20 protein-coding genes are annotated in these 12527 nt (G+C 40.2%); 11 read left to right on the top strand and 9 right to left on the bottom strand.

All coding sequences use genetic code 11. The annotated features are described in order from the left end of the window. Window positions 1–240, bottom strand: a 240-nt coding sequence (locus AN486_RS16030; RefSeq protein WP_290601500.1) for a hypothetical protein, incomplete at its 3' end; no start/stop codon positions are given. 136 nt (window positions 241–376) lie between these two features. Here AN486_RS16030 and tkt point away from each other — a divergent pair. Beyond that, the gene (gene tkt, locus AN486_RS16025; protein WP_053541136.1) at window positions 377–2389 is read left to right on the top strand and encodes a transketolase; all 2013 of its coding nucleotides are present in this window, start codon (window positions 377–379) and stop codon (window positions 2387–2389) included. 399 nt (window positions 2390–2788) lie between these two features. On the opposite strand, the gene pdxA is transcribed toward tkt, so the two are convergent. Next, window positions 2789–3829 carry a 4-hydroxythreonine-4-phosphate dehydrogenase PdxA gene (gene pdxA, locus AN486_RS16020; RefSeq protein WP_053541135.1) on the bottom strand — a complete coding sequence of 347 codons (1041 nt, stop codon included), beginning with the start codon at window positions 3827–3829 and terminating at the stop codon, window positions 2789–2791. Between the two features lie 213 nt (window positions 3830–4042). Between pdxA and AN486_RS16015 the strand changes: the two genes are divergently transcribed. The 3 genes from AN486_RS16015 to AN486_RS16005 all read left to right on the top strand — a co-directional run bounded on the left by AN486_RS16015 (window position 4043) and on the right by AN486_RS16005 (window position 6467). Continuing rightward, window positions 4043–4147, top strand: a complete 105-nt coding sequence (locus AN486_RS16015; RefSeq protein WP_039199595.1) for a PetM family cytochrome b6-f complex subunit 7 — start codon at window positions 4043–4045, stop codon at window positions 4145–4147. A 317-nt stretch (window positions 4148–4464) separates the two neighbouring features. Continuing rightward, a complete protein-coding gene (locus AN486_RS16010; RefSeq protein WP_053541134.1) occupies window positions 4465–5466 on the top strand; it encodes an SDR family oxidoreductase in 1002 nt (333 codons plus the stop codon). A gap of 83 nt (window positions 5467–5549) precedes the next feature. Further along, window positions 5550–6467 carry an NAD(+) kinase gene (locus AN486_RS16005; protein WP_290601498.1) on the top strand — a complete coding sequence of 306 codons (918 nt, stop codon included), beginning with the start codon at window positions 5550–5552 and terminating at the stop codon, window positions 6465–6467. A gap of 3 nt (window positions 6468–6470) precedes the next feature. Here AN486_RS16005 and AN486_RS16000 read toward each other — a convergent pair whose 3' ends face one another. Next, a complete protein-coding gene (locus AN486_RS16000; protein WP_367142446.1) occupies window positions 6471–6761 on the bottom strand; it encodes a hypothetical protein in 291 nt (96 codons plus the stop codon). Between the two features lie 105 nt (window positions 6762–6866). Next, window positions 6867–7382 carry a hypothetical protein gene (locus tag AN486_RS15995; protein ID WP_290601495.1) on the bottom strand — a complete coding sequence of 172 codons (516 nt, stop codon included), beginning with the start codon at window positions 7380–7382 and terminating at the stop codon, window positions 6867–6869. A 321-nt stretch (window positions 7383–7703) separates the two neighbouring features. Here AN486_RS15995 and AN486_RS15990 point away from each other — a divergent pair, with 321 nt between their 5' ends. Next, on the top strand, window positions 7704–8288 hold the full coding sequence (locus AN486_RS15990; protein ID WP_290601493.1) for a hypothetical protein: 585 nt from the start codon (window positions 7704–7706) through the stop codon (window positions 8286–8288). Window positions 8289–8330: 42 nt separating this feature from the next. On the opposite strand, the gene AN486_RS15985 is transcribed toward AN486_RS15990, so the two are convergent. After that, window positions 8331–8576, bottom strand: coding sequence for a hypothetical protein (locus tag AN486_RS15985; protein ID WP_168635724.1), 246 nt, complete (start codon window positions 8574–8576; stop codon window positions 8331–8333). Here AN486_RS15985 and AN486_RS15980 point away from each other — a divergent pair. The 4 genes from AN486_RS15980 to AN486_RS15965 all read left to right on the top strand — a co-directional run bounded on the left by AN486_RS15980 (window position 8575) and on the right by AN486_RS15965 (window position 9710). Next, on the top strand, window positions 8575–8922 hold the full coding sequence (locus AN486_RS15980) for a hypothetical protein (protein ID WP_168635656.1): 348 nt from the start codon (window positions 8575–8577) through the stop codon (window positions 8920–8922). The genes AN486_RS15985 and AN486_RS15980 overlap by 2 nt on opposite strands. An 86-nt stretch (window positions 8923–9008) precedes the next feature. Then, window positions 9009–9188 carry a hypothetical protein gene (locus tag AN486_RS15975; protein WP_290601490.1) on the top strand — a complete coding sequence of 60 codons (180 nt, stop codon included), beginning with the start codon at window positions 9009–9011 and terminating at the stop codon, window positions 9186–9188. Between the two features lie 13 nt (window positions 9189–9201). Continuing rightward, the gene (locus tag AN486_RS15970; protein WP_367142445.1) at window positions 9202–9435 is read left to right on the top strand and encodes a LuxR C-terminal-related transcriptional regulator; all 234 of its coding nucleotides are present in this window, start codon (window positions 9202–9204) and stop codon (window positions 9433–9435) included. A gap of 23 nt (window positions 9436–9458) precedes the next feature. Further along, the gene (locus AN486_RS15965; RefSeq protein WP_290601502.1) at window positions 9459–9710 is read left to right on the top strand and encodes a DUF4277 domain-containing protein; all 252 of its coding nucleotides are present in this window, start codon (window positions 9459–9461) and stop codon (window positions 9708–9710) included. A 154-nt stretch (window positions 9711–9864) separates the two neighbouring features. Here the strand turns inward: AN486_RS15965 and AN486_RS15960 are convergent, their stop codons facing one another. The 4 genes from AN486_RS15960 to AN486_RS15945 all read right to left on the bottom strand — a co-directional run bounded on the left by AN486_RS15960 (window position 9865) and on the right by AN486_RS15945 (window position 11607). Beyond that, complete coding sequence (locus tag AN486_RS15960; RefSeq protein WP_053541128.1) at window positions 9865–10407, bottom strand: hypothetical protein; 543 nt, start codon at window positions 10405–10407, stop codon at window positions 9865–9867. A 71-nt stretch (window positions 10408–10478) separates the two neighbouring features. Continuing rightward, complete coding sequence (locus tag AN486_RS15955; protein ID WP_168635658.1) at window positions 10479–10796, bottom strand: hypothetical protein; 318 nt, start codon at window positions 10794–10796, stop codon at window positions 10479–10481. 210 nt (window positions 10797–11006) lie between these two features. Further along, window positions 11007–11168, bottom strand: a complete 162-nt coding sequence (locus AN486_RS15950; RefSeq protein WP_233455438.1) for a hypothetical protein — start codon at window positions 11166–11168, stop codon at window positions 11007–11009. A gap of 220 nt (window positions 11169–11388) precedes the next feature. Continuing rightward, window positions 11389–11607, bottom strand: coding sequence for a hypothetical protein (locus AN486_RS15945; protein WP_053541127.1), 219 nt, complete (start codon window positions 11605–11607; stop codon window positions 11389–11391). A gap of 293 nt (window positions 11608–11900) precedes the next feature. Here AN486_RS15945 and AN486_RS15940 point away from each other — a divergent pair, with 293 nt between their 5' ends. Both AN486_RS15940 and AN486_RS15935 read left to right on the top strand, forming a co-directional pair. After that, on the top strand, window positions 11901–12149 hold the full coding sequence (locus AN486_RS15940) for a hypothetical protein (protein WP_053541126.1): 249 nt from the start codon (window positions 11901–11903) through the stop codon (window positions 12147–12149). A gap of 101 nt (window positions 12150–12250) precedes the next feature. After that, entirely contained in the window at window positions 12251–12505 is a 255-nt protein-coding gene (locus AN486_RS15935) for a hypothetical protein (RefSeq protein ID WP_234413260.1), read from the top strand. Window positions 12506–12527: the final 22 nt, after the last annotated feature.

The raw sequence follows: 12527 nt of genomic DNA, 5'->3' as shown, positions 1-12527 counted from the left end.
TTCCTTCTGAACTCCTGAACTCCTGAACTCCTGATAGCGCAGCGTGGCGTTAGCCATACTCCTGAATGGGCGCAGGCCCTGCGCCCCTACCTCCTGAACTCCTACTGTAATTTTGTTACTGGTTGGCTTTTTAGAAGTGAACCTGTGGCAAGTATGATAGAGATCATTCTCTGCTGAACCGTTAGTATGGCTTATGCCACGCTTTGGGAACAGCAAGATTAAATTATTGGCTTTATTCATCACCAAAAACTCACAATATCCCCCTTGTCCATTGACAATTAGGAATGGGATGATGAGAAAAGTGGGATCACTTGATAATGAACCCAACAAGAACAAGCTAAAAAGAGTCCTAACCCGTCGTTAACAATAAGAGATTATGGCTGTTGCAACCCAATCCATCCAAGAACTTTGTATTAATTCGATCCGCTTTTTGGCTGTAGATGCCATAGAAAAATCTAAATCGGGACACCCTGGACTACCGATGGGCGCGGCTCCAATGGCTTTTGTGCTTTGGGATAGCTTCATGCGCTATAACCCCAAAAATCCTCAGTGGTTCAACCGCGATCGCTTTGTTTTATCCGCTGGTCATGGTTCAATGTTGCAGTATGCCCTACTGTACTTAACCGGCTACGATAGCGTTACCATAGACGACATCAAGCAATTTCGTCAATGGGGTGCTAAGACCCCAGGCCACCCCGAAAATTTTGTTACAGCCGGTGTAGAAGTTACCACAGGTCCTTTAGGTCAAGGAATTGCCAATGCAGTGGGTTTAGCAGTAGCAGAAGCACACCTAGCTGCTAAGTTCAACAAACCAGATGCCAAGATAGTTGATCATTATACTTATGTACTTCTGGGTGATGGTTGCAACATGGAAGGAATTTCCGGTGAAGCTGCTTCCATTGCTGGACACTGGGGATTAGGTAAACTGATTGCTCTTTATGACGATAACCACATCTCCATTGATGGTTCTACAGATGTAGCTTTCACTGAAGACGTTTCCAAACGCTTTGAATCTTACGGTTGGCACGTTATCCACGTTAAAGACGGTAACACCGACTTAGCGGGAATTGCCAAAGCTATTGAAGCTGCAAAAGCCGTCACCGACAAACCCACCATGATTAAGGTGACAACCACCATTGGTTATGGTTCTCCTAACAAACAAGATACCGCTGGTATTCACGGTGCGGCTTTGGGTCCAGAAGAAACCATCGCTACCCGCAAAAACTTAGGTTGGGAATATGATGCCTTTGTAGTTCCTGAAGATGCTCTAAATCATACTCGCAAAGCAGTAGAACGCGGTGCAGGTTACGAATCCGAATGGAATACAGTTTATGCTGACTACAAAGCTAAATACCCCCAAGAAGCAGCGGAATTTGACCGTTTCATTACTGGTAAATTACCAGACGGTTGGGACAAAGTATTACCTACCTACACAACCGAAGACAAAGCATTACCCACCCGCAAACACTCAGAAAACTGCCTCAACAAACTCGGGGCTGTTTTGCCAGAATTAATTGGTGGTTCTGCTGACTTAACCCACTCCAACCTCACCGAACTCAAAGGTGCTGGAGACTTCCAAAAAGGACATTTTGCCAACCGCAACATCCACTTTGGTGTGCGGGAACACGCAATGGGTGCAATCTGTAATGGTATGGCGTTGCACAACTCAGGTTTAATTCCCTACGGTGCAACCTTCCTAATCTTCACAGATTATATGCGGGCTGCTATTCGTTTGGCTGCGCTCTCTGAAGCTGGTTCAATTTGGGTCATGACTCACGACTCCATTGGTCAAGGTGAAGATGGTCCTACTCACCAACCTATTGAAACCCTTGCTTCTTTGCGTGCCATTCCTGATTTAACCGTAATTCGTCCTGCTGACGGAAATGAAACCTCTGGTGGTTACAAAGTCGCAATTGAGAAGTCTAAAGCACACGCTTCCACTTTATTGGCGTTCACTCGTCAAAATGTTCCTAACTTGGCAGGTACATCCATTGCAGGTGTCGCTAAGGGTGGATATACAATTGTTGATTGCCAAGGTACACCAGATATCATCTTGATTGGTACTGGTTCAGAAGTCAGCCTCTGTGTAAGTGCAGCAGAAAAATTAACTGCGGTCGGTAAGAAGGTTCGTGTAGTTTCTATGCCTTCTTCTACCTTGTTCGATACACAAGATGCAGCTTACAAAGAATCTGTTCTACCAAAAGCTGTTACTAAGCGTCTATCGGTAGAAGCTGCTAGTAGCTTCGGTTGGCACAAATATACAGGTAGTGAAGGCGACACTGTAAGTATTGATACTTTTGGTGCTTCTGCTCCTGGTGGTATTTGTTTGGAGAAGTTTGGCTTCACTGTTGATAATGTTTTAGCTAAAGCCAAAGCATTGTTAGTTTAAACAGTAGAAGCCTCTCACCTACCCTATCGGGTAGGTGGTGAGATGAATACGCGTAAGTGACGAATTGCCCAACGAGCAAAATTAAGCGCAGCTTAATCAGTGTTGTTGGGCGATGTTAGCGAAGCGGCACGAAGTGCGGAATGAAACCACGAGATTATGTGATTACTTGCGCTCGTAATGACAATTTCAGGGGTCTATAACGCCTGAAACCCTTGCAGATAACACTTGTGTGTACACCGTAGCCTCGTAGGGAAGGGTCAGAGACTGGGAATGAGATGACTTGAGTTCTTTGCGGGATAGAGGTTTTACGTTAAGTTGACACCAATGAAGCTCTTGCTTTACCCCTACGTTTAGAATCAAACAATCAAGCCGTTTTGAGTATAAACTTTTTATGTCCTGTCATATTAAACCCTCCCGACTAATTTCAACCGCCAAATTAATCGCTGCTTTCATACTTGTTGGGTCAGCAATGCCTTTGCCGGCAATATCAAAAGCTGTACCATGATCCGGGGAAGTCCGCACAAACGGTAAACCAATGGTAGTATTGACAGCCCGATCAAAAGCCATCAACTTCACGGGAATTAAACCTTGGTCGTGATAAAGTGCCAAGTAACCATCAGCCGGATTTTTAACTGAAGAATTACCATACCAAGCCATACCTGGTTTCACCCACATTGTATCTGGGGGGATGGGTCCTTCTAGCTGTAAATGGGGGCGTTTTTGGCGTTCTGACTCCAGCCAGGGAATTAACCAATCTATTTCTTCCGTTCCTAGTTGTCCCATTTCACCGCTGTGGGGATTTAACCCGGCGATCGCAATTCTCCCATTTTTAATCCCCAAATCATTTTCCAAATACTCCACTAGCAAATCTAATTTCTGTGTCAACAACTGCGGTGTTAATGCCTCAGCTACTTGACGTAAAGGAATATGTGTGGTAGCAAGTAAAGCCCGCAGAGTCCAACCAGTAAAAGGCGATCGCCCCACAAACAACATCCCAAAACGCTCCACACCAGCCCTTGCGGCTAAAAGTTCCGTTTGTCCTGGATAATTGTAACCAGCAGCCTTCCAAGCAGATTTAGCGATAGGTCCGGTAACAATTCCATCAAACTCACCCGCCAAAGTTTGAGATATAGCATATTCCATATAAGCAAAACTCGCCGCACCACTAGCTGCATTCCCCACACCAGTAATAATTTCACCAGCACTAGGCACATCAACTACAGACAAATTAGCAGGATTTACCAAAAAGAGGGAATTATCAATATTTTTACTGATATTTTCATAAACTTGAGCTAATAAAATTTTATTTCCCACCACCACCACATCACAATCTTGAGTAACTTCAGGATCAGCCAAAGCCTTCAAAATTACCTCAGCACCAATACCCGCCGGATCTCCCAGAGTCAGCACCAAACGCGGACGTTTATCTTGATTAATCATGATCTTGTATCCCTGCCCATCGTCGTCTATCCCCGAATATCATCCCTAAATTGGTTTAGAATTATTGATAGAGGTTTAATCTCAATAATTCTGATAGACCCAGTTTATCTGAATCCTCAAAGTTGAAAATAAGATTTGAGCCTTCAAATCAAATTCAGCGGTCTGAAAAACAGGAAACATAAATCAACAATCCACAAAGGAGCATTACAGCAAATGGGCAGCGAAATATTAAATGCAGCTATGCTATCTTTCGGTCTAATCTTCGTAGGTTGGGCGATCGGTGCTTTGTTACTCAAAATTCAAGGCGCAGAAGAGTAGAGGGGAAGTAGGGGAGTAGGGGAAGTAGGGGAAGTAGGGGAAGTAGGGGAAGTAAGGGAAGTAAGGGAAGTAGGGGAAGTAGGGGAAGTAGGGGAAGTAGGGGAAAAAAATTAATTCTTCATCCTGACTCGGTGACTCCTGACTCGGTGACTCCTGACTCGGTGACTCGGTGACTCCTGAACTCCTGAACTCCTGAACTCCTGAACTCCTGAACTCCTGAACTCCTAAATCTTTTATTAAAATGATGTAAAGTTTTATTTACATAACTAATTCTGTTAAGATTCTTTTCATAAACATTAAGATATATAACCAACCCCATGACATTATTAATAGTTGGTGCAACTGGCACACTGGGAAGACAAGTAGCCCGTCGCGCAATTGATGAAGGATACAAAGTCCGCTGTCTCGTTCGGAGTCCTAAAAAAGCAGCTTTTTTGAAAGAATGGGGTGCAGAACTGGTACGAGGAAACTTGTGCAATCCGCAAACCCTGACGGAAGCATTGACGGGAGTAACAGCAGTTATTGATGCCGCTACGTCCCGTGCTACAGATTCTCTAACTATTAAAGAGGTAGATTGGGATGGAAAAGTAGCATTAATTCAAGCAGCCAAAGCCGCTGGTGTAGAAAGATTTATCTTCTTTTCCATTCTCGATGCTGATAAATATCCCAATGTACCACTAATGGAAATTAAGGGATGTACAGAAGCATACTTGGTAGAATCCGGTTTAAACTACACAATTTTACGTTTGGCTGGATTTATGCAAGGATTAATTGGTCAATATGGTATACCTATTTTAGAAAAACAACCAGTATGGGTGACGGGAACATCCTCACCTATTGGCTACATGGATACTCAAGATATTGCTAAATTTGCAGTGCGGGCTTTGACAGTACCAGAAACAGAAAAGCAAGCTTTCCCAGTCGTGGGAACTCGTGCTTGGAGTGCCGAGGAAATTATTAATCTTTGCGAGCGCTTGTCTGATAGAGATGCAAAAGTTACACGAATGCCCATTGGATTATTACGGGCTGTACGGAATTTACTACGCTGCTTTCAATGGGGATGGAATGTTGCTGATAGATTAGCTTTTACAGAAGTTTTAGCCAGTGGTAAAGCTCTAAACGCAGAAAATATGGACGAAGTATATACTATTTTTGGTTTAGACAAACAGCAAACCACCACACTGGAAGTATATCTACAAGAATATTTCAGCCGGATTATGAACAAGCTGAAACAGTTAGATTACGAGAAAGCTAAAAGCAAAAAGCTCAAAAGTAAAAAGACTCCCTTTAAAGAATCTTCCAAAGCCAATAGTCAATAAATATGAGACTTATGGTTACATTAGTCCAAAATGTGTAACTATGAGATACATAAAAAACAGCCCTTAGACTTGGATATTTGAGTGTGCCGAAAGCAGGCATTATCTATAACGACGTTAAACCGATAGCGAGTAGTGTCGCTATTGAACTAAAAGACAAACTTACCGCTGCTGGTTGGGATGTGTACATCACAGCTAGTATCGGTGGGATATTGGGCTATTCTCAACCAGATAGTCCTGTCTTTCACACCCCCATTGAAGGTCTTACGCCCCCTGGCTTTGACTCAGATATGAAATTTACTGTGGTGTTAGGAGGTGATGGAACTGTATTAGCAGCATCACGCCTGGTAGCCCCCTCTGGTATCCCCATGCTGACGGTAAATACTGGTCACATGGGATTTCTGACGGAAATTTATCTTAACCAGTTGCCCCAAGCCTTAGAACAGGCAATGGCGGGTGCATATCAGGTTGAAGATAGAGCTATGCTCACCGTTAAAGTTATGCGGGGAGATACGGTGAAGTGGGAAGCCCTCTGTTTAAATGAAATGGTGCTACATCGAGAACCTTTAACTTGTATGTGCCATTTTGAAATTGCGGTGGGACGACATTCACCTGTGGATATTGCGGCTGATGGAATTATTGTTTCTACTCCCACTGGTTCAACGGCTTATTCTTTAAGCGCAGGTGGTCCAGTAATTACTCCCGGTGTGCCTGTATTGCAGTTAGTACCTATTTGTCCTCATTCTCTGGCTTCTAGGGCTTTGGTGTTTCCGGATAGCGAACCGATTAATATCTATCCTGTGAACATTCCCAGGTTGGTGATGGTGGTAGATGGCAATGGTGGATGTTATATTTTACCGGAAGATCGGGTATATTTAGAGCGATCGCCCTATAGCGCCCGATTTATTCGTCTCCAGTCACCGGAATTTTTCCGTATTCTTAGGGAAAAACTTGGTTGGGGTTTACCGCATATTGCTAAACCTAATTCTGTAGAATTGCCTTAATTGTCAGTTAGGTAAATGCCAACTTAGTGTAACTCGCACTTCTTCATTCGATAAAACTGATATTTCCCATACACCATTTATAAGTTCACGGGCTACAGTATCCATAATTTTAGTACCATAGCCGCCTTTTTTGGGTCTATAAGTAGATGCTAAAATAGCTCCATCATTTGCTATTACTAAAGTACATTTATCTCCCTGTTGCTCTAAACTAACAAATACTTGGGTAGCCGTACCGTGAGGTGGTTGGGCGTGTTGGATCACGTTATTCAATGCTTCACGGAAAAAGCGGTAAATTTCTTCTCTATGTTCAATCCGGTTTCAATATTGTTTTGACCACTTCTGGGAAATTCTTTAAGCGCATAATTTGATAATTCTTTATCTAGATTTTTTTAGATTGTATCAAATTATGGTACTTTTTTTTAATCTTTTCCTAACATTCAACACTTCTGGTTCAATCCAAATACTGTTGAATTGTGGTTCTGGAAGAGGACGAATTTCTGTAATTACTTTCAGCGTTAATTTTCCAGAAGTTACTAATTCTTCTAATGTGGTTTTTATGCCTATATCTAACCCTTTTTGAAGTATAGGATTTATTTCCATTTTCCCAGTTAAATCTCGAATATTACTCAGTTTATCTCTAATTTCCTGCCCTAAAGCTGTCAATTTATCTAAAATTAAATCTATATCTAAATCAGATTCTAATTCAATTTTATCCATTACCAATTTTAATTCTTGTAAAGCACCATCATGAATATCAGCAGCAATACGATTGAGGATTTTGCGGGTGCGGGAAAGAATAGCTTCTTGTTCAGCGGCTTTTAGTTGGGTAATTTGATAGTTTTGTAGTGCAATAACTTCTTTTTGTCGTCCCAAAATCAAATAGATAAAAATAGATATTCCTGTGGCTGTCCACACTTTGCTGATTTTTTCTCGACGGCAAGCTGAAATCTGTACCTTTTAGTAAATGTAGTACCTTCTCTGGCGGTAATGCCTTTCTTATGTACTTTGAGTATGGGCGCAATCCTCGATACAAATTTCGGAAGGCTTTAGAAGGAGGCAAAATGTATAATGTCAAATATGAATTAGGGAAGTTTACGGTGGATGAAGTTGAATTTCGTAATGCTCCACAGTAAATAAATAGTAAAAGTTATTTGTAGCGACTGTCTTAAAAGTTAAGCGATCGCTTTCTAAAACTAACAACTTAGTAATTCACAAAATTTTCGGAAAAATAAGCGTATGAAATTGTTAAAAACTCTTTTCTCTGTTGCAGCTATGTCTGTTATGAGTATAAGCTCTTTAAATGTTTTGATGCCTTCAACTGCTGAAGCACAAGTTCCTGACGGTCGGTATGAAATCCAGCCAAACAATCAGATTTTCTTTTATCCCGCAGACAAGAGACAAAACCCTATTGTAGTCTACAAAGGAAAAGGAAAAGCTACGCATATTATTAACTATGGTGGTGCAATTTACACAGCATTTGAGAAAGGATCTATTTATCGAAGTCCAGATGGGCAAAACCTTGGTGGTGGAGGTAGCACTACGAAAGCCTATGCTCTTTCAGCGACAGTAAATAAAATGCTAGTCTGCCAAAATGCTCTTTTTACAGCCTTTAAGGGGGGATATATTTACCGGAGTCCAGATGGACTAAACCTTGGCGGCGGTGGCAATACTGCAAGCGCGTATAGAGGGACTGGAGAAGTACAAAGAATGACGTGTACCAATAGAAATAGTGTTATCACTTATTTCGTAGGTGGTCAAGTGTATGAGAGTCCAGATGGTTTAAATCTTGGGGGTGGTGGTAACACACAAAAATTGAATTAAAGTTATTTGTAGCGACTATCTTGAAAGTCAAGTGAGCGCTCTTTAGATAACAGGATGATTTTGATATTTCAGATCCCAGTCATCATATAACCCCTCATCTTCTGGTGCATATCCTTTGAGAAAGGCATCATGACTGCGAGTAGATACTGCTTTCGCCTCTATTAATGGTTCGATAGTAATTAACCAACGTCCCGCTCCAATGTTCTGAACTAAAGATTCAGGTAGTATCAATTTCTCACCAGTTTGGAGTTCAATTTCGTAGGTAAGATTCATCAATTTATTGTGCATGGCTTTAGAAGAAGGCATCTTACTTTTTTATATTACATTACTGACTAAAACCGACGCATCTACAGGCAAATGGCTAGGAGAACAAAAGTTTAAGAGTTTTGATAGTATTATGTATGTTCCTGAACAGAATGTTCTTTTTGTATCAGGTCGCCTAGAAAATAGCAATATATCTGTCCTTGTCAAAATTAAAGGTACTGGTGGCACTGGACAGAATATGTTTGCCCTGAATCCAGATGGAAGTTCAATGCCTAAATATAGTTACCGTTTAGGTTCGCAGTTTCTATCCGATAATGTCATAAATATGCGTTACAACGGTAACTTACGAGTTGAAATTAAGAGGAGTTAGAGATAGGACGTAATTTACCATTACATACTAGACATAGCCAGACATTCGTGGTATGATAGGACAAGCAACAAACTTAGTTCTATCAGATGACAGTAAATTATGTACCTCCAAGAGTCGCTGCTACCAGATTGGGAGTCAGTCCTAAGTCAAGAGTCTATTGGATTAGAGGAACGGGAGGTACTGGTGATAATATGTTTGCGCTAGTTAATAACCAAGACTGTCAAAGCATGGATGGTTATAACTACCTTTTAAAATGTGGAGATTAATCATCAAATATAAATCCATGCGATTCCTATCTCCCGTTTTGCGATCGAAGTTCTCAGGCTATTATGTCATGAATCCTTAACAGATCAAGCGATCGCTGAACGTCTTCATATATCACTGAGGGCTGTACAGAATCATATCCAACACCTGAAGGTGAAATTGGGTGTTGATGAATTTGAGCGAAAAGACATCAATTCCCGTGTTGCACTATGTATGACAGCACTTGAGCAAAAATTATTATTGATTTGATTGAGTTGCCTCAACTTGGGTAAATAGAAATTCAAAACATAGACCATTTAGGGATAGTAGCAGGAATAATAGACTCAATAGGATTAGTAGAAATAATAAATGAATTAATAGGAGTCGAAAAAGGTGAGAAAGTAAGTGCAGGTCAAGTAGTAAAAGCCATGATAATAAACGGGTTAGGAAAAGAGGGTTTGCTTTTCTCAAAAACCCATTATTTTTGCAGGCAGTATTTTCCTCAAAAGTCCCAAAAGAATAGAGGAATTGCAGTTACTACCTAATCAATCTGGCTAGTAAATGTGGTCAATCACCAGAATCAATTATTAGTGAAATTGTCAGATTATACATGGAAATACAATCACCATAAACAGTTGATGATACTGTATCTGATCCGTTAATTGGCTTATTTGCAGCAGTTCCATACTTCAACCCAATCTACGGGAGACCGGTCACACTATTAGTAATAGTCCAAATATCTACTAAAAGTAATAATAAGGTACAACCAAATAAAATAATATACATCCAAGGTTGTGAGAAAGGGTTAACATCGTGAGTATTAATATTAGTTTTTTCTTGAACAATTTTGAGTAGCTGAGATAAACCAGCTATACGCATGGGTAATAAATAACCTTTACCATCATGACTGATAAAATAATAGACTAATCCACCTTGACCAGTAGTACGTGGTTTTAAATCTTTAACATCCGACCAAAGCAAAGACCAACCAGGAAGGAAAAAGCGTGGTATCCACACTGGATAAGTGACTTGAATTTTTTCCTCATCTGTTATAACTCTTTCAGAAAGTACAGCATATAAAATCACAAAACCGGCGATAATTCCTACGATTAACAATGATGGAGGAACAGAGGCAGAAGTAACTTTAGCCAAAATAGGTAAAGGAACTGTTAAGGCTATATATAATGTTAATAATGTGATGCGAATGATTGGGGATAGGCGAAAAATAGAATTTGTCGTCATGGTAGTTATTGAAAATGAAGTTAGCTATATTTATAGTAACTGATTTTATTTTATTTTTGTGCTTTCAATTCTTACAGCTTTTGCATAGAATATGACTTTGTTGAGAACAAAGTGAGAAATATAGGATTAGACATCTCCAAAGAAGATGTAGAGCCGAGAATCCCTGTACATGGAACGTCTCTACAAAGGTTTCGACAGTCATATCTACAGGAACAAGCACGCAAACCATCAAACTCACCTTTTAGCTGATGAGTAGCAAGGTTAGCAGCAAATAAATCTATTTCCATTTGCTGTAATGTTTCCTCAATTCGTGCTTGTAAATTCTGATCATGTCTGATGAATTTTCGCAAAAATCGCCTGAAGCGAGAAGTAAGAACCAATTTTTTCATTATGTTTCATTAGTATTTAAGTAAGTTCTTAACTCAGCGATCGCTCTCCCAAGCAACACCCAACTTGTTCCTAAATGGCGATTTCTGCGGAGCGCTTCGCTATCGCACCCCAACCAACTTATTCCTAAACAGCGATACCTTCTTGATTAAGATATCGATCATTTTCAGAAGTTGGCTAGATATCTAGTTGATGCAAATTCTTAGTTTAAGCTATAATGGATAAATACTATTTCTATAAAAACCTACTTTTCCACCTCCCGAATTATAAGCACCTCCCATAGCTTCTTGTTTTAATTCTTCTGGTAAATGCTTCCAGTTTTGTCCAGATTCCAATAATCTTAAATATTTTAAGCGACTTTCTGGATAAGCCATAAATTCTCGTTCTGTATCAATTAAATCTGTTATGGCATCTCCTAAAGTTCGCCATTTAGGTAAAATTTTACCATCTTTGCAATATTTCGGAATAGGAAATGTAGCAGCTTCACCATCTCTAGAACCAATAAATACCTGGAGTTTAGACTAAGGCATGACAAAATGACCCAGAAGGACTGAGTTTACAAATTACATAGCTCAAACTAGAAAAACTAAGAGGTCAAGCCGATTTAGGTTGTTCCTTCTTGGGTCTAGGAGTAGTATTTTTGACTGTAGGGTAGCGAATTCTGCGTAAGCGGATTCTCCCAGTAGGCCAGCCAGGAGACTTTCCACGGGGTTTGGGGGAAACAGCCGGTGTACCAATCGCGGCGAAAACTCCTCCCATAGACTGAATCGCGCCTAGTAAGGCTACTTGGTCATCAGTTATTAAATTCTGCAATATTGTGACTGCTGGGGAGTGCTTCGCTATCGCACCCCAACATCCCCAAACAGCGATTCCTATCGCTCACAACCACCCCAATTTTAAGCGAACTGCTTGCAGCAGCGCTTCGCTATCGCTATTCCAACTTATTCCCAAACGGTGGTTCCTAGGTCGTGCTTTGCTATCGCACACAACTACCCTAATTTTAGACGATTCCTAGGTCGTGCTTTGCTATCGCACAAATAATTTGTAGAAGGTTTAAAAATTTGATACAATCTTAATTAAGACTGTTTAATTTTCGCAAAAAAACTATGTCTCAAGCAATTGATAAACCTATAATTCAAGAAAACACACTGTTAGAGAAATTTAGAAATCTAACTATTGAACAACAACAAACTATCTTAGATTTTGTGGAATTTATGCACAGTAAAAAACCGAAATCACAAGACAATCAAGAGGTTTCAGCTTATGATTTAGCTAAGGAATGGGCTGGGTCTGTAGAAAGTGGGATTGGTGATTTATCTACTAATAAAAGGTATCTTCAAGGATTTGGTAAATAATGAAATCAGAAATTATTATAGATAAGTAGGTGAACACAATAAAACCAAACTGTGTAAAGAAATGTAAAATCGCCCAAACCCTCTTCACTCTTGCCTCTTGCATGAGTGCCTTTTGCCTTGCCATAACGACAATTTTCAACACCAACCTACTTACTTCGCCTTTAGTGGCTTTTATTGATAAAAGTGATGATTTTCATGAATGGACAGTAGCAAAATGGAAAAATTTACGTCCTCCTTTATTCACTTGTGAAGCGGTTATTGCGGAATCTGGTTTTTTATTACAAAATGTTCATGGAGGAGAAAGTGCTATTTTATCTTTATTGGAAGCAGAAGTAATTAAAATACCTTTTAATTGAAGTGAAGAAGTAACAGTAATTA

The organism is Anabaena sp. AL93 (assembly GCF_001672085.1).
GTDB lineage: Bacteria > Cyanobacteriota > Cyanobacteriia > Cyanobacteriales > Nostocaceae > Dolichospermum > Dolichospermum heterosporum.
This window is presented reverse-complemented; position numbering and strand designations above follow the sequence as displayed.